The organism is Vagococcus carniphilus, from assembly GCF_014397115.1.
Lineage (GTDB): Bacteria > Bacillota > Bacilli > Lactobacillales > Vagococcaceae > Vagococcus > Vagococcus carniphilus.
Window position 1 is genome coordinate 143,611 of sequence record NZ_CP060720.1, and the last position, 22,066, is coordinate 165,676.

Here is a 22,066-nt window from a genome sequence, read left to right on the forward strand (position 1 = left end):
CTTCTTCTCCAATATATTAGACTAAACTTGTGCCCAGACACTTTCTAAGACATTTGTTTGCGTTCTATCAGGACCAACTGAAAAAGTTGAAATTCTAGCCCCAACCAATTCAGAAACACGATGTACATAGTTTCTCGCATTTTCTGGTAATTCAGCCAATGTTTTACATGATGTTATATCTTCTGACCAACCAGGCATTTCTTCATAGATTGGCTTACAACGAGATAACTCTTTTAAACTAGCTGGATAATGATATATTTTTTCTCCATCTAACTCATAAGCTGTACAGATTTTTACAGTTGGTAAACCTGTTAACACATCTATTGAATTTAGAGATAAATTAGTAATTCCTGATACACGTTTAGAATGACGCATCACCACAGTATCAAACCAGCCGACACGACGTGGACGACCTGTTGTTGTACCGTACTCACGTCCAACCTCACGAATTTGTTGGCCTGTTTCATCAAATAGTTCAGTTGGAAAAGGTCCATCACCTACACGTGACGTATAAGCCTTACAAACCCCTACTACTTTATTAATTTTAGAAGGTCCAACACCACTACCAATTGTAACACCACCAGCAACTGGATTAGAAGAAGTAACAAAAGGATATGTTCCTTGATCGATATCAAGCATCACGCCTTGGGCTCCTTCAAATAAAACACGTTTACCTTCATCTAAAGCATCATTTAAAATGACTGAAGTATCTGTCACATACTGTTTTATTTCTTGTCCATATTGATAATATTCTTCAAAGATTTCTTCAAACAACAAAGGTTCTGAATCAAACATTTTAGTAAATTGACGATTCTTTTCTTCTAAATTAACGCGCAAACGTTCTTCGAAAATTTCTTTATCTAAAAGATCAGCAATTCTAATTCCTACACGAGCAGCTTTATCCATGTAGGCTGGTCCGATTCCTTTAATAGTTGTTCCTATTTTGTTTTCACCCTTAGCATCTTCTTGAAGTTGATCTAATTTAATGTGATAAGGTAAAATCACATGTGCTCGATCTGAAATTCTCAGATTAGTTGTCTCAATATTGTGATCAGCTAAATAATGTAATTCTTTTACAATCGACTTTGGATTAATGACAACTCCATTACCAATCACACTAATTTTATCTTTATAAAAAATCCCAGACGGAATTAAATGTAGTTTATATGTTGTCCCATCAAATTGAATCGTATGACCAGCATTGTCTCCACCTTGATAACGTGCAATTACTTCAGCATTTTCACTTAGAAAATCTGTAATTTTTCCTTTACCTTCATCGCCCCACTGCGTTCCTACTACTACAACTGATGACATATTAACACTCCATTCTATTATTCGTATTACTTAACTATTTTAACAAAATGTTTTTTATTTTTCAATAAAACCGAACGTTATTTATTTATTTTTATAAAAACAACTTAATTACGAACATTAAAATTCTTCTCTTGGAGATAGTGAAGAAAACTTATTGTATTCTTTTATAAACAGTAATTCGACTGTTCCTCTAGCACCACTACGGTTTTTCTCAATAATAACTTCTATCACATTATTTGTTTCTGGTGGTTCCTCATCTTCACCGTCTTCACTACGATAGTAATCTTCACGGTAAAGAAAGGCCACAATGTCAGCATCCTGCTCAATCGAACCCGATTCCCTAATATCACTTAAAACGGGACGCTTATCTTGTCTTTGTTCTACTCCACGTGATAACTGTGATAAAGCAATTACCGGTACTTTTAATTCTTTAGCTAATTTTTTTAATTGACGCGAGATTTCAGATACTTCTTGCTGTCTATTTTCTCGACCTGTTCCTTCGATCAATTGAAGGTAGTCAATTAAGATCAAACCTAGCTCACCTTGTTCTTGATGAAGTTTACGACATTTTGCTCTAATTTCAGAAATTTTGATTCCTGGAGTATCATCGATAAAAATATTAGCTTTAGATAAACTACCCATAGCTACAATGATATTGTCCCATTCTTCATCTGACAACTGACCTGTCTTTAAATGACTTGCCTCTACTAAACCTTCTGAGCAGAGCATCCGATTAACTAAGGACTCTGCACTCATCTCCAAACTAAAGATAGCTACTGATTGGTCTGTTTTAGTTCCTACGTTTTGAGCAATATTTAAAGCAAAGGCTGTTTTCCCAACAGCAGGTCTTGCAGCTAAAATGATTAGCTCTTCTGCTTGAAGTCCTGCAGTCATTTTATCTAATGCATGATATCCCGTAGGAAGACCTGTGATAGCTTCACCTTGTTGGGATAATTTTTCTATTTGATTAATTGAATCTCCTAAAACATCTGCAATAGCCAAAAAGCCACTTCGATTTCTTTTTTCAGAGACTTCTAAAATTTTTCTTTCAGCTTCATCCAAAATACTCTCTACATCTTCATCTTGTTCAAAACCACTTGTAACAATATCAGTCGCTGTTTGAATTAAACTTCTTAGTAAAGACTTTTGTTCGACAATTTGAGCATAGTAACCTACGTTAGCTGCAGTTGGGACACTCAAAGTTAATTCTGATAAATAACTAACTCCACCAATGTCTTCAATCATATTTTTTTGTTCTAATTGATCCTTCACTGTAATAGCATCAATTGCTTCATTACGGTTGTTTAAATCAATCATAATTTGAAAAATAGTTTGATGAGAACGACGATAAAAATCTTTTGCCTCAATATATTCCATTGCTTCTACAATTGAATCTGAGTCTAAAAAAACAGAACCTAAAACTGCTTGTTCTGCTTCAATACTTTGTGGTGGAATTCTATCTTGTTGGATAAGTTCCATTTTAAAATAATTCCCCTATCCTTCTTTATTATTCAGCAACAACATGAACACGTAATTTAGCTGTTACCTTTTGATGTAGCTTAGTTGGGACATTAGTATAGCCCAATGCTTTAATTGGTTGTTTTAAATCCATTTTACGTTTATCAACTTTAATTTTATGTTGTTTTTCTAACGCATCTGCAATTTGCTTAGAAGGAATAGAACCAAATAAGCGGCTATCTTCTCCAGCTTTAGACTTAATAACCACTTCAAAATCTTCTGCTTCAATAATTTCTTTTAATTTAGTGGCTTCTTCTAATACTTCTGCATCTTCTTTTTCTTTTGCTTTTGTTTTACCTTTTAATTCACTTAAATTTTTTGCAGTTGCTTCAACAGCTAGCCCTTTTTTTAGTAAAAAGTTTTGTGCATATCCTACAGCAACATCTTTTACTTCACCTTTTTTACCTTTACCTTTAACATCTTGTAAAAATATAACTTTCATAGAGAGTCACTCCTTATCTATATTAAAAAATCTAAATTCATTACCTATTCATTTTAACATAATAATGAAGTTTCATGAAATAAATATAAACGTAAATGTTTCACGTGAAACAAAAAAGACATTCATTAAAATGAATGTCTCAGTGTTTTATTGTTCTTCACCAACGAATGGTAATAATCCCATAATTCTTGCACGTTTAATTGCAATCGTTAATTTTCTTTGGTGTTTAGCACAAGTACCAGTCACACGACGTGGTAAAATTTTACCTCTTTCAGAGATAAATCTTGATAATAATTCTACATCTTTATAATCGATGTTATCAATATGGTTAGCTGTAAAGTAACATACTTTACGACGTTTTCTTCCGCCTCTTCTTTGTTGAGCTGCCATTGTTTGCCCCTCCTATTCTATTTTTAGAATGGTAAATCGTCATCCGAAATATCTATTTGTGATGAGCTTCCAAATGGATCTGCATCACGATCGAAACTCGGCATTTCGTTTTTACTTGAAGATTGGCCAAATGATTGATTGTTTTGATTTTGAGAAAAATTATTGAAATTATTTCCTGAATCCTGATTACCAAAGCCACCTGTTTGTTGTCTTTGTTCAGATACACTACGTGATTCTAATAATTGGAAGTTATCACATACTACTTCTGTCACATAAACTTTTTGACCTTGTTGATTTTCATAATTACGTGTTTGGATACGTCCAACAACACCCAATAGCGTACCTTTTTTTGCATAGTTCGCTAATGTTTCTGCCGGTTTTCTCCAAATAACACAATTAACAAAATCAGCTTCGCGTTCTCCACTTTGATTAGTGAAGTTACGGTTAATAGCCAAATTAAAAGTTGCTACAGCTGATCCATTAGATGTAAATCTAAGTTCTGGGTCACGAGTAAGTCTTCCTACTAGCACAACGTTATTAATCATTTGTCGATCTCCCCTCGTTTAATTGTTTCACGTGAAACATTTTTAGTTTTCTTCTTTAACAACCATATGACGTAAAATATCGCCATTGATTTTAGCTAAACGATCAAATTCATTGATTGCCTCAACATTTGCTGAAGAAACTTTAACGATATGGTAGATTCCTTCACGGAAATCTTGGATTTCGTAAGCTAGACGGCGTTTGCCCCATAACTTAGATTCCAATACTTCTGCACCGTTATCTTTCAAAATTGAGTCGAAACGATCTACAAGAGCAGTTTTTGCTTCCTCATCAATGTTAGGACGAATGATGTACATAATTTCGTAGTTTGTTGCCTGATTCATTGATTTTCACCTCCTTATGGACTAAAGGTTCCTAATTTTATTAGGAACAAGGAAAGTAAACAATTTGTTTACTCACATTTCATAATTTTACTATATTCAGTCTGATAAATCAATGTTTTTTTGTCCCTTATTTGATTTTATTTATCATTCTACCCCATTGTTGTCTCATCAATTATTTGTCGCTTATCTTTAAGATACACAAATAATAAAAAAAACTTTTTATTTAGCTTAAAAATAAATGCCAAATAAAAAGTTTTAATTATTATTCTGTCGTTTCCTCAGAAGTTTCGTCAGTTGATTCTACTACTTCTTGTTGTTCCTCAACTTCTACCTCTTCTTCTTTAGCTACTTTTGCCATTGTAGAAACAAGAGCATCTTCTTCTAAACGAATTAAACGTACCCCTTGAGTTGAACGGCCTGTTTGAGACACAGAATCAATGCTAAATCGAATGATAACGCCCTTATTCGTAATTAACATGATATCTTCTTCTCCTGTTACTGTCGTTAAACCTGTTAAGTTACCATTTTTATTTGTGATATTAACAGTCTTAATTCCTTTACCACCACGGCCCTTCACTGGGTATTCAGCAGCTGAAGTACGTTTACCATAACCTTTTTCAGTGATAACTAAAACTTCTGATTCTGGATGAAGAATATCCATACCGACCACATAGTCATCTTCTCTAAGGCGAATACCTCGAACACCTGCTGCACTACGTCCCATTGAACGAACTTTTTCTTCGTTGAATGTTACTGAATATCCTTTATTTGTTCCGATGATAATCGTTTCATGACCACTAGTTAATGCCACATTAATCAGTTGATCACCATCTTTAAGACCAATAGCTTTCAAACCATTAGTACGGATATTAGCAAATTCTGTAACTGACGTCTTCTTCACTGTTCCTAGTTTAGTTGTAAAGAATAAGTAATGATCTTCTTCTGCTTTTCCTTCTACACTAATAATAGCTTCAATGCTTTCAGACGAATCAATTCCTAGTAAATTAATCACTGGAATTCCTTTAGCTGTTCGACCATATTCAGGAATTTCGTAGCCTTTAGCTCGGTAAACTTTACCTGTATCTGTAAAGAACAGCAAGCTATCGTGAGTTGAACATGACACCAAGTTTTCAACAAAATCATCATCATGAACGCCCATTCCTTGAACACCACGTCCACCACGATTTTGTGTTCTAAACTCAGTACTTGGTAATCGTTTGATATAACCGTTATGTGTCAACGTAATGACGATATCTTCTTCTTCAATCAAATCTTCATCTTCTAGACTTAGAACTTCACCAACTAGTAGCTCTGTTCGTCTTTCATCACCGTATTTACGTTGAATTTCATCTAATTCTGTACTGATAATTTCAAGTACACGGTCATGATTAGCTAAAATATCTTTCAAATCAGCAATCAATACTAATAAATCTTGATATTCATTTTCAATTTTATCTCGTTCTAAACCAGTTAAACGACGTAAACGCATATCTAAAATTGCTTGCGCTTGGCGATCTGATAACTCAAAATTTTCGATTAAAGCATTTTTTGCCACTTCATCTGATTCAGAAGAACGAATAATACGAATAATTTCATCGATATGATCTAAAGCGATACGTAAGCCCTCTAAAATGTGCGCTCTGGCCTCTGCTTTGTTTTTATCGAATTCTGTACGTCTAACGATTACTTCTTCCTGGTGAGCCAAATAATGCTCTAAAATTGATTTCAAACTTAAGACTTTTGGTACACCATTAACAATTGCTAACATATTGAAACCAAAACTTGTTTGAAGAGAGGTTAATTTATATAAATTATTCAAAATAACTGACGCACTAACATCACGTCGAACCTCAATCACAATACGCATTCCTTCACGAGAAGATTCATCTCTTAAATCAGTAATTCCTTCTACTCGTTTTTCTCGGTGTAAATCAGCAATTCTTTCAACAAGTTTTGCTTTATTTACCATGTAAGGAATTTCTGTTACGATGATGCGTTCTTTACCATTTTTCATTTCTTCAATGTTAACTTTAGCGCGAACAATAATTTTACCTTTACCCGTCTCATAAGCACGACGAATACCAGATTTACCCATAACGAGTCCACCCGTTGGAAAATCAGGTCCAGGTAACGCCTCCATTAGATCTGCTGTAGTTGCTTCACCGTTAGCCATCAATACTTTTAAGGCATCAATAACTTCAGTTAAATTATGAGGTGGAATATTAGTTGCCATCCCAACAGCAATCCCTGTTGTACCATTGACTAGCAGGTTAGGAAAACGTGCTGGTAAAACTTCTGGTTCTCTTTCTGTTTCATCGTAGTTATTTTGGAAATTAACTGTATTTTTATTGATATCTCTTAGCATTTCAATCGCAATTTTACTCATTCTTGCTTCGGTATAACGCATGGCAGCCGCTCCGTCACCATCGACAGAACCAAAGTTACCATGGCCATCCACTAACATATTACGATAACTAAATGGTTGCGCCATACGCACCATTGATTCATAAATCGCACTATCACCATGAGGATGGTATTTACCCATAACATCCCCAACAATACGTGCTGATTTTTTATGCGCCTTATCAGGAGTAACTCCCATTTCATTCATTCCGTATAAAATACGACGATGAACTGGTTTTAACCCATCCCTAACATCTGGCAAAGCACGAGAAACAATAACACTCATGGCGTAATCAATAAACGAATCTTCCATCTCATCCGTTAAATTTATATCTTTAATATTTTCTTTTATTTCCTCTGACATGAACGCTCCTCCTTCTATCTAGTTTAGATATCTAAGTTTTTAACATAGTGAGCATTCGCTTCAATAAAATCACGTCTTGGCTCAACTTTATCTCCCATTAACATTTCAAAAACAGCATCTGCTTTAATAGCATCTTCTACACTAACTCGTAGCATAGTTCTTTTTTTAGGATCCATTGTCGTATCCCATAATTGATGGTCATCCATCTCCCCAAGACCTTTGTAACGTTGAACACTTGGTTTAGGAGTTGCTGGAAGAGACTCAACTACTTCAGCTAATCTTTCATCTGCTTCTTTTCCTGGTTGAACATATGTAATATTTTTTCCTTGTTTTACCCCATAAAGTGGTGGTTGCGCAATATAAACATAACCAGCTTCAACTACTGGACGCATATAACGATAGAAAAGTGTTAATAGCAAGGTTCTAATATGAGCCCCATCAACGTCCGCATCTGTCATAATAACTAACTTATGATATCTAGCTTTAGATACGTCAAAATCTGAACCAAAACCTGTTCCCATAGCTGTAAATAAAGAACGAATTTCTTGATTGGCTAAGATTTTATCCATTGAAGCTTTTTCTACGTTTAAAATTTTTCCTCGAATTGGTAAAATAGCTTGTGTTCTACGGTCACGACCAGTTTTAGCTGATCCACCCGCAGAATCCCCTTCGACGACAAATAATTCACACTCTTCAGGTACACGACTTGAACAGTCAGCTAATTTACCTGGTAAACTACTAATTTCAAGAGCACCTTTACGACGAGTCACCTCACGAGCTCTTTTAGCCGCTAAACGGGCTTTAGATGCTAAAATACCTTTTTCTACAACTTTTTTTGCTGTATCTGGATTTTCCAATAAGAATTTATTAAATGCTTCAGAGAATAAACGATCTGTTACTGTACGAACTTCTGAGTTACCTAATTTAGTTTTTGTTTGACCTTCAAATTGAGGCTCTGGATGCTTGATAGAAATAATAGCTGTAATTCCTTCTCGCACATCTTCTCCACTCAAGTTTTCTTCGTTTTCTTTAATTAACTTTTGCTTTCTAGCATAATCATTAATTACGCGAGTTAATGCTGTACGGAACCCAAACTCATGAGTACCACCTTCATAAGTATGAATGTTGTTAGCAAAACTTAATAGGTTAGTATGATAGCCATCTGTATATTGAATAGCTACTTCAACAGTGATTTCTTGTTGTTCACCTTCTGTAAAAATAGGCTCTTCAAATAAGACTGTTTTATTCATATTTAAATATTCCACATAACTTTTAATTCCACCCTCATAGTGGAAAGCTTCTAGTTTAGTTTCATCTCCACGCATATCTTCAATCGTAATTTTCAAACCACGATTTAAGAAAGCAAGTTCACGAATACGAGTTGCTAATTTATCATATTCAAAAATATCTGTTTCAGTAAAAATTTCTGCGTCTGGTTTAAAGTTAATAACTGTTCCACGTTTATCAGTGTCACCAATAACTTTTAAATCTGCACAAATTTTTCCACGTTTAAATTCTTGGAAATGGATTTTTCCATCTACATGAACTTTTACACTTAAATGTTCAGATAACGCGTTAACAACTGAAGAACCTACTCCGTGAAGTCCCCCTGAAACTTTATAACCACCACCGCCAAATTTACCACCTGCATGAAGAACAGTTAGAACAGTTTCAACAGCAGGTCGTCCTGTTTTAGCTTGAATCCCAACTGGAATCCCACGACCATTATCTGTTACAGTGATGCTATTATTTTCTTCAATAACTACGTTAATCTCAGTACAGTAACCTGCTAATGCCTCATCAATAGAATTATCAACAATTTCCCATACTAAATGATGTAAACCTTGAGGACCAGTTGATCCAATATACATCCCAGGTCGTTTACGTACAGCCTCTAATCCTTCTAAAACTTGAATCTGACTAGCGTCATATGCCTGGTTTTGCTCATTATTTAAATTTTCTTCTGTCAAATTAGTCACTGTTCCCTTCTACTATCCCTCAGAAATATTAAAAATTCTAGGTGTGATACTTAATTTATTTTCTAAATGCGCTAAACTAGTTGTGGTTAAGAAAGTTTGTAATTTATTTTCAATAAATTCCATTAAATGAACTTGCCTATCATCATCTAACTCACTTAATACATCATCTAAAAGTAAGACTGGATACTCTCCAATCTCTTCATTAATCAATTCAATTTCAGCTAATTTAACACTTAAAGCTGTTGTTCTTTGCTGTCCTTGGGAACCAAAATTTTGAACATTTTTTTCATTTACAAAAAATAATAAATCATCTCGGTGAGGTCCAATAGATGTAGTTAAATGTTTTAGATCTTTTTCAACGGTATTCTTTAACTCTGTATGAAGTAATTCGAAGAGTTGAGTCTCATCCATTTCATCACCTAACTCTAGCTGGCTTTTGTAATTTATTGTTAAATTTTCTTTACCATAAGTTATCTTCTGATGAATATTATTAGCCCACACTTCTAATTTCTTTAAAAATTTTAACCGATGAAACAACACAAAACCCCCAGCATTAGCTAATTGCTCGGATAAAACATCTAAATAAACTAGATCTTTATTAGAGCTAAAGGCCAGTTTTTTTAAATATTGATTTCGTTGTTTCAAAACATTTTGGTAAATACTTAAATGATGTAGATATTGTGGGTTAATTTGCCCAATTTCCATATCTAAAAATTTACGACGATTTTGAGGAGCTCCTTTAACCAAAGATAAATCTTCTGGAGCAAAAAGAATGACATTTAAATTGCCAACATAATGGCTTAATTTACTTTGTTCTAAACCATTAACTTTTGTTTTTTTACCTTTACTTGAAATAATCATAGTTAGATCAAGCAATCCATTCCTTTTTTTCACTTTTCCTTCAATACGAGCAAACTCTTGATGCCACTGAATCATTTCTTTTTCATTATTACTTCTGTGACTACGAGCGAGTGATAATACATAAATGCTCTCTAAAAGATTCGTTTTTCCTTGAGCATTTTCTCCTAAAAAAACATTTAATTTAGGAGAAAAATCAAGTTCTAAAGACTCATAATTACGATAGGATCGTAATGAAATTTTTTCAATATTCATGGTTTTAATCCTTATCTATTGGCATTTTAGCCATAAAAAAAGTACCTAAATCAGGTATTTCAATCATCATTTCTGCATATAACTTTCGACCACGACGATTTTCAAGCTCACCATCTACATAAACAGCATGCTCTTGTAAATACCATTTAGCCATTCCACCACTAGAAATCACATCGACTTCTTTTAAGAATTGACCCAAAGTTATATAGTCAGATTTTAATAAAAAACTTTTTTTCACAAATTTTCACCTTCTTTTTCAAGGTTTAGCTAATGATATTATACCTTTTTTAGCAGATAAAAACAAATATTCTTTATATTTTTGCATTTTAAAGCAAATCGATTAAAAATCGATAGTTTTTTCATTTTAAAGGATATATTGCTTAAAACGTAAAATAAGGCTGTTTTTTTAAATACATAAAAAAAAAACTATCCTAAGATAGTTTTCTGTAAATTTAATTAGTACGTACAGGTGTGATTAATTGAATAAAATTAATCTCATCATCTGTTGGTTGTAATGTAAATGGTCGAATTGGAGAAATAAACTTAATTACTACATCAATATTACCAAAAGATTTAAGTGATGCTTTCATGTAATCTGGGTTGAAAGAAATATCAATTGGTTCCCCTGTTACATTAATGTAGTTAAGTGATTCTTCCACATTCCCAATTTCTGGTGAGTTACCGTAAATGATAACTTGTTCAGAACTAATTGATAGCTTAACAATATTATTACGTCCTTCATGAGATAAAAGAGACGCTCGATCAATTGCTGCTAACAAGTCAGGTACATTAAACTCAATTTCTGTACTAAAAGTTGTTGGAATTAATCGGTTAGTATCAGGATAGTTACCTTCTAGTAGGCGAGAATAAAAATGCATTCCTTCTGTTTTAAATAAGACTTGATTTTCCATAATAGAAATTTCAACAATTTCTTCTTCATCTTTAAATGAACGAGATAATTCTTGTAAACTTTTTCCTGGAACAACAATATCAAACGCATTATTTGATTCACCTATTGTAATAACTCGTTGACTAAGACGATGACTATCTGTTGCAACAGCTAATAATTCATTATTTTCTAATACAAAATGAACCCCTGTTAAAATAGGACGACTTTCATGTTGTGAAACAGAAAAAACTGTTTCACTAATTAATTTATTTAATACACGTGCAGATAATTTAAATGTATTTTGATTATCGATAACTGGTAAATGTGGATAATTTTCAGAATTTAAACCATTCACATTAAATAAAGCTTTACCAGAGGAAATAATGACTTGATTGTTCTCAATTAATTCTAACGTTAATGTTTCTTCAGGTAATTTACGGATGATTTCATTAAAGAAGCGTGCTTGCAAAACTATCGAACCTGTTTTTTCAATGACCATATTAGCTTTTTCATCTTCAACACTTAAAAAAGTTTCAATAGAAATATCTGCATTGCTCCCAGTTAATGTTAAGCCTGTTTCTGCTAATTGTAATTTTACACCGGTTAAAATAGGAATAGTAGTTTTTCCTGAAATTGCTCTTTGAACGGTGGCTAATTCTTCTAAAAAAGCATTTCGATTTAGTGTGACTTTCATGGGTTTCTCCTTTTAAATAATATAAGAAAATATAGTAATAGTAGTAGGTCTTGTTGATACTGTGGAAAAGTATTTGGACCTAAGAAAATCTAAGGAAAATATCCTGTTAATAACATGTGGATAACTCTAGTTTAAAAATAGGAGTTTTCCACAATTATGAAATCAGGATATTTTTAAGTTCTCCAACTTCTTTTTGAATAGTTGGATCATTATCAAGTAATTGTTGAATTTTTTCATGAGCATGAATAACAGTTGTATGATCTTTTCCACCAAATTCTGCTCCAATTTTTGGTAATGAGTTATCTGTTAATTCTCTTGAAAGGTACATCGCAATTTGGCGAGGTACTACAATTGACTTAACTCGTTTTTTTTCCTTTTAAATCTTTTAATTGTAGATGATAGTACTTACAAACTTCTTCTTGAATTAAAAGAATAGAAAGTTCGCTTTTTAATTTAGCTGGTTTTAAGCTTTTCAAAGCATCTGCTGCTAAACTGGTTGAAATATCATTACCATTCATAGTTGCATAAGCTTGAACTCTTACCAAAGCGCCTTCTAACTCTCTAATATTTGAATCAATTTGGCCAGCAATATAAGAAAGTGTGTCATCAGGTATCTCTAAACCTTCAGCATTTGCTCTTTTTCTTAAAATGGCAATTCTTGTTTCTAAATCTGGAGGAGTAATATCAACTGATAAGCCCCAAGCAAATCTAGAAACCAAGCGTTCTTGTAATTTAGGAATTTCATTTGGTAGACGATCACTTGTTAAAACAATTTGCCTACCTTCGTTATAAAGTGTATTGAATGTATGGAAAAATTCTTCTTGTGTTCCCTCTTTGTCTGCGAAAAATTGAATATCATCGACTAACAGCAGATCAACGCTTCTATATTCTTGTCTAAAACTTTCAGATGTTCTGTTTTGAATAGAATTAATGAAGTCATTAGCAAAGGATTCGCTGGTGACGTATTTAATTTTAGCATCAGGTTGGTTGGTTAACATTTGATGACCAATAGCGTGCATCAAATGTGTTTTACCTAAACCTACTCCCCCGTAGAAGAATAAAGGATTGTATGTAGCTCCTGGATCTTCGGAAACAACTAAGGCTGCAGCGTGTGCCATCTGATTTCCCTTACCGATAACAAATGTGTCAAACGTATACTTTGAATTTAATAAAGCTTTTTTACTATTTTGTTTAACGATATCAGGTAATTCTGATTGGATAGGATCTGGTTTTTTTTCAGGTTCTTTTTTTTCGTTTTCAAGAATAAAAACAGGAGTTACTTCTTCTCCTGTTAATTTAAAACCAGTTTCCACAATTTTAGCAGCAAGATTTTTTTCCCAATACTCTTTATGTAAGTTGGAAGGTACTTCAATTGTTAATAAGTTGTTAACTAAACTAATCGGTTTAGCTTGTTCAATCCAAGCATTAAAACTTGGAGGTGTTAATATCTTTCGATAATCATCTTCCAATTCTTTCCATATGTAGTCAATATTGGGCATAACTATCCCCTAAAAAATAGTTTCTCGTTCATTCTAGCATTTTTAGAAAAAGTTTTCCACTGGTTTTTAGGTCTGTGGATAATAAGTTAACAAATTGTAATATTAGTTTTCCACAGATAGAATTATATTGTGTATAACTAAAAAAGAAATTTGAAATATTAACAAGTTATCAACAGTTTACAAGTCAGTAATATAAAAGCTTTGATATAGTTATTAACAAGTAAAAATAAAAATGTGAATAACTTAATAACAGGATGTGTATCTGTTGATAAGTCGAAAATAAGTCAGGGATAGTTTTTTTAGAGTTTACTGTGATTAACACACATGTGGATATCTATAATAGTAGTTGTGTATAAGATATTTAATATTTACTTCAAAGATGAGTTGACAAAACTATGAATTTATTTGTATAATGTCATAGTCTGTCTAAGTGATTTAGAAAGCATATTTAGTTTTAGGAGGTGGATTGAATGAAAAGAACATATCAACCAAAAAAACGTAAACGTCAAAAAGTGCATGGTTTCCGTAAACGTATGAGCACAAAAAACGGTCGTCGTGTGTTAGCAAGTAGACGTCGTAGAGGAAGAAAAGTATTAGCAGCATAAATCACTGAATCTTAGACTCAGTGATTTTTTTTTATAAAAAAATGAAAAAAACAAGCGCTTTATGCTATCATGATAATGGTATTGTTTATGAATATTATAGAGGTAAAAGGGATAATGTTATGAAAAAGTCCTATCGTATAAAGAAAGAAAAAGAATTTAAAAAAATTATTTATAGAAAAGATTCTTATGCTAATCGAAATTTTGTAGTCTATATTTGTCCAGCAGAGGAGAATCCTCATTTTCGAGTTGGGTTATCTGTTGGAAAAAAAATAGGAAATGCTGTTACAAGAAATTATGTAAAACGGTTAATGAGAGAATCTTTATTTGAATTAAAAGATAATATTAAGCCAGGATTTGATGTGGTTTTGATTGCAAGACCTAATATTGTTGGTTTATCTTTAGTTGAAGTGAAAAACAACATACAACATGTTTTTAAATTAGCAAATATAATTGAATAAGTGAGGTCTAGATTAGTGAAGAAAAAGAAGAATTGGCTACTTGTCTTAAGTATGTTAGCTCTTGTGTTTGTCTTAACAGGTTGTGGCACAGGAACAGTTGACAGTTCAAGTACAGGTTTGTGGGATCGTTACATTGTTTATTATTTTGGGGAGGCCATTAAGGCGTTATCATTTGGTAATGCTGGTATCGGGATTATCCTCTTCACTATTATCATTCGTATTCTTTTAATGCCGTTGATGCATTATCAAACGAAAAGCATGCGAAAAACTCAGGAAATGCAACCTAAATTAAAAGCATTACAAGAAAAATATGCTTCTAAGGATGCTGAGACTGTTAGAAAGCTTCAAGAAGAGCAACAACGTCTTTATAGTGAGCATGGTGTCAATCCTGTATCAGGTTGTTTACCATTACTTGTTCAAATGCCAATTATGATGGCTTTATGGCAAGCAATTTCTAGAGTACCTGAATTAACTCAAGGAACATTCCTTTGGTTAGAGCTAGGTAAAATTGACCCAACGTATATTTTACCGATTTTAGCAGCAGTCTTTACGTTTATTAGTACGAAGTTAACATCAATGGGTCAACTTGAAGTTCAAGGCTCAATGAAAATGATGAATTACATTATGCCAGCCATGATTTTATTCATGGGGATTAAGTTAGCCAGTGGGTTATCATTATACTGGGTAATTTCAAATGGTTTCCAAGTTATTCAAACATTACTAATTAATAATCCATTTAAAATTAGACGCGAACGTGAGGCAGAACAGAAGAAAAAATCTGATCTTGAAAAAGCGTTACGCAAAGCAAACAATCCGAAGAAAAAGAAATAAAACTACTTTATAGGGGGTTCTTATTATGCCAAAATTTACAGCAGAAACCGTAGATCAAGCCATCGAATTAGGATTAAAGACACTTCAGTTAACAAGAAGTGAAGCAGATATTCAAATTATTGAAGAAGGTAAAAAAGGATTTCTAGGAATTGGTAAAAAAGAAGCAATTGTTGTTGTGGAAGGTATTAAGCCCGTTGATGTTGTGGAAGAAGTTGTAGTAGAAAAAGAAGAGACGATTGAACCTACTCCTGTTGTTGAAAAAGTAAAAGAGCAAGTGGTAGAAGAAGTTGTTTCGGAACAAAAGGAATTAGTTAATTTATCTGATGATGAGGCCGTAACTGCTTTAGCTCTATATCTTACTGATATAACAAGAGATTTAGGTGCACCAGCTATGGTGAAAGTTTCTAGAAATAAAGAGCGTGTTATCTTTAATCTTGAAACAGAAAAGAAAGGGTTATTGATTGGAAAGCATGGTAAATTATTAAATGCTATTCAATATTTAGCTCAAGTTTACATTCATCGAATTGCTAAAAATAGAATTTCAATTGTGGTTAATGTGGGTGATTATAGAGAACGTCGTGAGGCAATCATCAAGCGTTTAACTAAACAAACATTAAGACAAGTAAGAGAAACAGAACAACCTGTTTTCTTAGAACCAATGCCAGCTTTTGAAAGAAAACAAGTTCATTCAATCTTAGCAACAGAATCTGATATTTCAACACACTCAGAGGGAAATGAACCTCATCGTTATTTAGTAGTTGAATTGAAAAAGTAAAAAACTGAGTCGCTAGAAAAGTCTAGCGGCTCTTTTTTTATAATGGATTTATCTAGAAATTTATCTTAATTTTTGCTATACTACTTGGAGTAGATTAAGTACTTATAAGAAAATTATTGAATTAGCGAGCCTGGAATAGTGAAAGCCAGACCAATGCTTAGAGGAAACGCAACTACTTTTGAAAGATTAATTAAATATTAAATAAAGTGGTTGGCTTTTCCAACAACAAGAGTGGCACCGCGGATTAAAATGTTCGTCTCTTATTACTGTTTTTTTAGAAGTAATAAGGGGCGTTTTTTATTGATTTTTTTAATTTGAAAGGAGAAAATAATGGATTACAAAAAACAAATAGTAGCAGATTTACAAGCAGCAATAGGTGATGCGTTAAGTCAGGAAGAATTATACAATTTCTTAGAAGTACCTAAGATGAGTGCTCATGGTGATTATGCTTTTCCAACTTTTTCATTAGCAAAAGTTTATAGAAAAGCTCCTAATATGATTGCTGAGGAATTAATTGAAAAACTAGATCAAACAAATTATGAAAACATAGTAGCAGTTGGAGGCTATATCAACTTCTTTTTAAATAAAGAAGCTGTCAGCAAAGAAGTTTTAAAAACAATTGTTTCTGAAAAAGCACAATATGGTGAGGCTAATATTGGAGAAGGTGGTAGTGTACCAATTGATATGTCTTCACCTAATATTGCTAAACCAATGTCTATGGGACATTTAAGATCAACTGTTATCGGAAATGCTTTAGCTGAATTATCTAAAAAAATTGGATATAACCCGATTAAAATTAATTACTTAGGTGATTGGGGTACACAATTTGGTAAGTTAATTGTTGCTTTTAAAAAATGGGGAAGTGAAGAAGCGGTTCGTGAGAATCCAATTGCTGAGCTATTAAAATTATACGTGCAATTTCATGAGGAAGCAGAAAATGACCCATCTTTAGAAGATGAAGGCCGTGCTTGGTTTAGAAAACTAGAAGAAGATGATGCTGAAGCCGTTCGTTTATGGACTTGGTTCCGCGGTGAGTCACTAAAAGAATTCCAAAAAGTCTATGACATGCTTGGAGTAACTTTTGATTCATATAATGGAGAAGCGTTCTTTAATGACAAAATGGATCCAGTGATTGAAGAATTAGAATCTAAAAACTTACTTGTCTCTGATCAAGGAGCAGATATTGTTTCTTTAGAGAAATATGATTTAAATCCAGCTTTAATTAGAAAATCAGATGGCGCAACTCTTTATATGACAAGAGACTTAGCCGCAGCTAACTTCCGTCATGATAATTATGACTTTGTTGAAGCTTTATACGTTGTAGGAAATGAGCAATCAATTCATTTTAAACAATTAAAAGCAGTCTTAAAAGAAGCCGGACATGATTGGTCAGAAAATATTAAACATGTGCCATTTGGCTTAATTACATCTGGTGGTAAAAAATTATCTACCAGAAAAGGTAATGTTATCCTATTAGAGGAAGTTTTAAACGAAGCTATTAGTGCGACTTTAAAAGGAATTGAAGAAAAAAATCCAACTTTAGAAAATAAAGAAGAAGTTGCTCATCAAGTAGGGGTAGGAGCTATTATCTTCCATGACCTTAAAAATGACCGTATGAACAGCTTTGACTTCAACTTAGAAGAGTTGATTCAATTTGAAGGCGAAACAGGCCCATACGTGCAATATACGCGTTCTAGATGTGAAAGTATTCTAACGAAGGCTAACTGGAGTGTAGAAGACTTTAAATCAGGTGTGGCTTTAAATGATGAAGAGTCATGGGAAGTTATCAAAGCGTTAAATATTTTCCCTGATAAAATTCAAGAAGCTTATCAAAAATATGAACCATCAGTGATGGCGAAATATTTAATTGATCTAGCTCAAAAATTCAATAAATACTATTCAAAACATAAAATATTAACAGAAGATGCCGGTAGAGAGGCTCGATTGAGTTTAGTTTATTCAGTATCTGTTGTTATAAAAGAAGGATTACGTTTGTTAGGAATTCAATCTCCTGATAAAATGTAAAAAGTAAAAAACCCCGATGAACTCACTTTTTTTGAGAGCTCATTGGGGTTTTTAGCTATTGTAGGCAGGAAATTAAGAATTAGTAAATTGTCTTTTATTGACATATGTTTTTTCATCGATAGAATAGCCATCTTGCTCAAGACTGCTTTTTAAGACTAAGTGAGTCTCATCAACAGAATCTCTGATCAAGAGAGTATTCTCTAATATTAATTCTACCTTACCGACAACTTCTTTATTGTGAACTGTGGGATAATCAATAACCGAACCGATAACAATCATAACTTTAGACATATAAAAACCATCCCTTTCTATATTAAGTATAACATGTTTAAAAAATAAAGGTTTTTTTAAGAGTCGTACGATCAATTTTAGAAGAATAAAATTGTCAAATTATCTTGTTTATGCTATTATTTCTATTGAATATGAATACGAGAGAGCAGTCAAAGTGCGTCTCTACTTTTTTTGTTGAAGGCAAAAAGGGTGGAGTAGGCGCTTTTTTATATGCATTTTTTTAGAAAGGGCGTATTTAAATGAATATTACGAATGAATTTGATACGATTGCAGCCATTTCAACGCCACCTGGAGAAGGAGCGATTAGCATTGTTCGCTTGAGCGGAGATGATGCAGTTGTTATTGCAGACAAGGTCAATGCTTATCAAAAGAAAAAATTACAACATGTTCCAAGTCATACCATTCATTATGGTCATATTAAAGATCCAGATACTGATTATGTTTTGGATGAGGTAATGTTTTCAGTGATGTTAGCACCTAAAACATTCACACGAGAAAATATTGTTGAAATTAATTGTCATGGTGGAATGGTTGTTGCCAATCAAGTGCTTCAATTGCTACTAAGACAAGGAGCTAGATTAGCAGAACCTGGTGAATTTACGAAACGAGCTTTTTTAAATGGGCGAATGGATTTGTCACAAGCAGAAGCTGTAATGGATTTAATTCAAGCAAAAACTGACGAGTCAATGAAGCTAGCTTTAAATCAATTAGATGGTAAATTATCAATTTTAATTAAAGAGTTGCGTCAACATATTTTAGAAGCCTTAGCACAAGTTGAGGTAAATATTGATTATCCTGAATATGATGATGTAGAAGAGATGACCAGCGGGTTAATGAAAGAAAAAGCAACTCAGGTCAAAGCATCTATTGACCATTTATTATTAACTGCTAAGCAAGGGAAAATCCTTAGAGAAGGTCTTTCAACAGCAATTATTGGTCGACCAAATGTAGGAAAATCAAGTTTATTAAATTACTTGCTTCAAGAAGATAAAGCAATTGTAACAGATATAGCTGGTACAACGAGAGATGTAATTGAAGAATATGTCAATGTCCGCGGAGTCCCATTGAAATTAATTGATACAGCTGGTATTCGAGAAACAGAAGATATTGTTGAAAAAATTGGTGTAGAAAGAAGCCGTAAAGCGTTAAACGAGGCTGACTTAATTTTACTTGTTTTAAATCAAAGTGAAGCTCTTACTACAATGGATCTAGAATTACTTGATTTAACTAAAGGAATGAACCGAATTATTTTATTAAATAAAATGGATTTAACACCACAACTAGATCAAGCTGAATTGAGTAGACAATTAAATGACGAGACGGTATTAACGATTTCAGTTACTTCAAGTGAGGGAATTGATCATTTAGAGCAAGCCATTAAAGATACCTTCTTTTCTAATGCAGGAAAAGAAAAAGATGCAACCTATATCTCTAATTCACGCCATATTGCTTTACTAGAGCAAGCTGATTTAGCTCTTGATGAGGTAATAAATGGTATTGACGCAGGTATGCCAGTTGATTTACTTCAAATTGATATGACTAGAAGTTGGGACTTACTAGGTGAAATTATTGGGGATAGTGTCCAGGACGAATTGATTACGCAGTTATTTAGTCAATTCTGTTTAGGAAAATAGCGAAGGGGATAAAAGAATGGAAGAAATAAAACAATATGATGTAATTGTTGTTGGTGGTGGTCATGCTGGTTCAGAGGCTTCATTAGCTGCGGCTAGAATGGGAATGAAAACATTACTTGTCACATTAAATTTGGATATTATTGGTTTTATGCCGTGTAATCCATCGATAGGTGGACCAGCTAAAGGCGTTGTTGTTCGAGAAATTGACGCTCTTGGTGGTGAAATGGGCCGAAATATTGATAAAACTTATGTCCAAATGAGAATGTTGAATACAGGGAAAGGACCAGCTGTACGAGCGTTACGTGCTCAAGCAGATAAATTTGCCTACCAAACAGAGTTAAAGAAAACCTTAGAACATACAGAAAATCTTGATTTAAAACAAGGAATTGTTGAAAAACTAATTGTGGAAGACGATGTGGTTAAGGGAGTAGAAATCAGTACAGGAACAAAATATTTCAGTAAATCAGTTATTATCACCGCAGGAACAGCTCTTCGTGGTGAAATTATTATTGGTGAATTGAAGTATTCTTCAGGACCTAATAACTCATTACCATCTATCGGATTAGCGAATCATCTAAAAGAACTAGGTTTAGAGATTGATCGTTTTAAAACGGGAACACCTCCAAGAGTAAAATCAAGTTCTATTAACTATGACGTAACAGAGATTCAACCAGGAGACACAACACCTAACCATTTTAGTTTTGAAACCAAAGATGAAGAATATAAAACAGATCAATTACCTTGTTGGTTAACTTATACAAACTTAGAAACTCATGGTGTTATTCGTGAAAATCTACACCGTGCACCAATGTTTACAGGAATTGTAGAAGGAGTAGGTGCAAGGTATTGTCCATCGATTGAAGACAAAGTGGTTCGATTTAGTGATAAACCAAGACATCAAATTTTCTTAGAACCAGAAGGCGCTAATACAGATGAAGTTTATGTTCAAGGCTTATCTACTTCTTTACCAGAAGATGTTCAACAAAATATGGTTCGAAGTATTGAGGGATTAGAACAGGCTGAAATTATGCGTAGTGGTTATGCCATTGAGTATGATGTTGTGGTTCCTCATCAATTACGCCCAACACTTGAAACAATGAAAATTTCTGGACTTTATACAGCTGGTCAAACAAATGGGACATCAGGTTATGAAGAAGCTGCTTGCCAAGGACTTATGGCAGGAATCAATGCGGCGTTAAAAATTCAAGGAAAAGAACCATTAGTCTTGAAAAGAAGTGATGCGTACATTGGTGTTCTAATTGATGACTTAGTCACAAAAGGAACAAATGAACCGTATCGTTTACTAACATCTCGCGCTGAATATCGTTTATTATTACGTCATGACAACGCAGACTTACGTTTAACAGAAATGGGACAAGCCATTGGTTTAGTTAACGAAGAGCGTTATGAAGAGTATCAAACGAAAAAAGAGATGATTGAAGAAGAGATGAAACGCTTAGAAACATCTCGCTTAAAACCAACTAAAGAGTTACAAGAATTTTTAGCAACTAAAAACAGTGCAGCTTTAAAAGATGGTATTTTAGCAGTTGATTTACTTAAACGACCTGAACTAAGTTATTTAGATGTTGTTCAATTTATCGAAACACCAGAAGTTGAGGTACCAAGATATGTATATGAACAAGTAGAAATACAAGTGAAATACGAAGGATATATCAAGAAAGCAAATGATAAAGTAGCGAAGCTAAAACGAATGGAAGCTAAAAAAATTCCAGCTAACATTGATTATACAAAAATAAATAGTTTAGCAACTGAAGCTGTTCAAAAATTAGAGAAAATTCGTCCAGAAACGATTGCTCAAGCCAGTCGTATTAGTGGCGTGAATCCATCAGATATTAGTATATTAATGGTTTATATCGAACAAGGTAAAATAGCGAAAAGAGATGAGGAAAAGGCTTAGTATCAAGCCTTTTTCTTATGCTCAAAACTCTTAATTT

19 protein-coding genes and 1 pseudogene are annotated in these 22,066 nt (G+C 33.3%); 7 read left to right on the forward strand and 13 right to left on the reverse strand.

The window, feature by feature from the left end; all coding sequences use genetic code 11:
- Positions 1 to 21: 21 nt before the first annotated feature.
- The 12 genes and pseudogenes from H9L18_RS00685 to dnaA all read right to left on the reverse strand — a co-directional run bounded on the left by H9L18_RS00685 (position 22) and on the right by dnaA (position 13,492).
- Positions 22 to 1,314 (reverse strand): adenylosuccinate synthase, encoded by a 1,293-nt coding sequence (locus H9L18_RS00685; protein ID WP_126795845.1) that lies wholly within the window; start codon positions 1,312 to 1,314, stop codon positions 22 to 24.
- A 117-nt stretch (positions 1,315 to 1,431) separates the two neighbouring features.
- Positions 1,432 to 2,793: a replicative DNA helicase gene (gene dnaB, locus H9L18_RS00690; protein ID WP_126795843.1), complete on the reverse strand. Its 1,362-nt coding sequence runs from the start codon at positions 2,791 to 2,793 to the stop codon at positions 1,432 to 1,434.
- A gap of 28 nt (positions 2,794 to 2,821) precedes the next feature.
- Positions 2,822 to 3,274: a 50S ribosomal protein L9 gene (gene rplI, locus H9L18_RS00695; RefSeq protein WP_126795841.1), complete on the reverse strand. Its 453-nt coding sequence runs from the start codon at positions 3,272 to 3,274 to the stop codon at positions 2,822 to 2,824.
- Between the two features lie 147 nt (positions 3,275 to 3,421).
- Positions 3,422 to 3,664, reverse strand: a complete 243-nt coding sequence (gene rpsR / locus H9L18_RS00700) for a 30S ribosomal protein S18 (RefSeq protein WP_086340744.1) — start codon at positions 3,662 to 3,664, stop codon at positions 3,422 to 3,424.
- Positions 3,665 to 3,687: 23 nt separating this feature from the next.
- A complete protein-coding gene (gene ssb, locus H9L18_RS00705; protein ID WP_126795839.1) occupies positions 3,688 to 4,209 on the reverse strand; it encodes a single-stranded DNA-binding protein in 522 nt (173 codons plus the stop codon).
- Between the two features lie 42 nt (positions 4,210 to 4,251).
- On the reverse strand, positions 4,252 to 4,551 hold the full coding sequence (gene rpsF / locus H9L18_RS00710) for a 30S ribosomal protein S6 (protein ID WP_126795837.1): 300 nt from the start codon (positions 4,549 to 4,551) through the stop codon (positions 4,252 to 4,254).
- Positions 4,552 to 4,813: 262 nt separating this feature from the next.
- Positions 4,814 to 7,318 carry a DNA gyrase subunit A gene (gyrA, locus tag H9L18_RS00715; RefSeq protein ID WP_126795835.1) on the reverse strand — a complete coding sequence of 835 codons (2,505 nt, stop codon included), beginning with the start codon at positions 7,316 to 7,318 and terminating at the stop codon, positions 4,814 to 4,816.
- A 23-nt stretch (positions 7,319 to 7,341) separates the two neighbouring features.
- Positions 7,342 to 9,288, reverse strand: a complete 1,947-nt coding sequence (gene gyrB / locus H9L18_RS00720; protein WP_126795899.1) for a DNA topoisomerase (ATP-hydrolyzing) subunit B — start codon at positions 9,286 to 9,288, stop codon at positions 7,342 to 7,344.
- A gap of 21 nt (positions 9,289 to 9,309) precedes the next feature.
- A complete protein-coding gene (gene recF, locus H9L18_RS00725; protein ID WP_187559353.1) occupies positions 9,310 to 10,410 on the reverse strand; it encodes a DNA replication/repair protein RecF in 1,101 nt (366 codons plus the stop codon).
- 4 nt (positions 10,411 to 10,414) lie between these two features.
- Positions 10,415 to 10,648, reverse strand: a complete 234-nt coding sequence (yaaA, locus tag H9L18_RS00730) for a S4 domain-containing protein YaaA (protein ID WP_126795831.1) — start codon at positions 10,646 to 10,648, stop codon at positions 10,415 to 10,417.
- Between the two features lie 214 nt (positions 10,649 to 10,862).
- Positions 10,863 to 11,993 carry a DNA polymerase III subunit beta gene (gene dnaN, locus H9L18_RS00735; protein WP_126795829.1) on the reverse strand — a complete coding sequence of 377 codons (1,131 nt, stop codon included), beginning with the start codon at positions 11,991 to 11,993 and terminating at the stop codon, positions 10,863 to 10,865.
- A 154-nt stretch (positions 11,994 to 12,147) separates the two neighbouring features.
- A pseudogene (dnaA, locus tag H9L18_RS00740) lies at positions 12,148 to 13,492 on the reverse strand (chromosomal replication initiator protein DnaA).
- Between the two features lie 470 nt (positions 13,493 to 13,962).
- On the opposite strand from dnaA, the gene rpmH reads away from it, so the two are divergent.
- From rpmH to argS, 5 genes are all read left to right on the forward strand, one after another.
- Positions 13,963 to 14,097, forward strand: coding sequence for a 50S ribosomal protein L34 (rpmH, locus tag H9L18_RS00745; RefSeq protein WP_126795825.1), 135 nt, complete (start codon positions 13,963 to 13,965; stop codon positions 14,095 to 14,097).
- Positions 14,098 to 14,216: 119 nt separating this feature from the next.
- Positions 14,217 to 14,555, forward strand: coding sequence for a ribonuclease P protein component (rnpA, locus tag H9L18_RS00750; RefSeq protein ID WP_126795823.1), 339 nt, complete (start codon positions 14,217 to 14,219; stop codon positions 14,553 to 14,555).
- Positions 14,556 to 14,570: 15 nt separating this feature from the next.
- Positions 14,571 to 15,386, forward strand: a complete 816-nt coding sequence (locus H9L18_RS00755; protein ID WP_126795821.1) for a YidC/Oxa1 family membrane protein insertase — start codon at positions 14,571 to 14,573, stop codon at positions 15,384 to 15,386.
- A 25-nt stretch (positions 15,387 to 15,411) separates the two neighbouring features.
- A complete protein-coding gene (jag, locus tag H9L18_RS00760) occupies positions 15,412 to 16,161 on the forward strand; it encodes an RNA-binding cell elongation regulator Jag/EloR (RefSeq protein WP_126795819.1) in 750 nt (249 codons plus the stop codon).
- 330 nt (positions 16,162 to 16,491) lie between these two features.
- Complete coding sequence (argS, locus tag H9L18_RS00765) at positions 16,492 to 18,186, forward strand: arginine--tRNA ligase (protein ID WP_126795817.1); 1,695 nt, start codon at positions 16,492 to 16,494, stop codon at positions 18,184 to 18,186.
- Positions 18,187 to 18,258: 72 nt separating this feature from the next.
- Here the strand turns inward: argS and H9L18_RS00770 are convergent, their stop codons facing one another.
- Entirely contained in the window at positions 18,259 to 18,477 is a 219-nt protein-coding gene (locus tag H9L18_RS00770) for a hypothetical protein (RefSeq protein WP_126795815.1), read from the reverse strand.
- Positions 18,478 to 18,716: 239 nt separating this feature from the next.
- Between H9L18_RS00770 and mnmE the strand changes: the two genes are divergently transcribed.
- Both mnmE and mnmG read left to right on the forward strand, forming a co-directional pair.
- The gene (gene mnmE / locus H9L18_RS00775) at positions 18,717 to 20,111 is read left to right on the forward strand and encodes a tRNA uridine-5-carboxymethylaminomethyl(34) synthesis GTPase MnmE (RefSeq protein WP_126795813.1); all 1,395 of its coding nucleotides are present in this window, start codon (positions 18,717 to 18,719) and stop codon (positions 20,109 to 20,111) included.
- 16 nt (positions 20,112 to 20,127) lie between these two features.
- Positions 20,128 to 22,029 (forward strand): tRNA uridine-5-carboxymethylaminomethyl(34) synthesis enzyme MnmG, encoded by a 1,902-nt coding sequence (gene mnmG, locus H9L18_RS00780; protein ID WP_126795811.1) that lies wholly within the window; start codon positions 20,128 to 20,130, stop codon positions 22,027 to 22,029.
- Positions 22,030 to 22,066 lie beyond the last annotated feature (37 nt).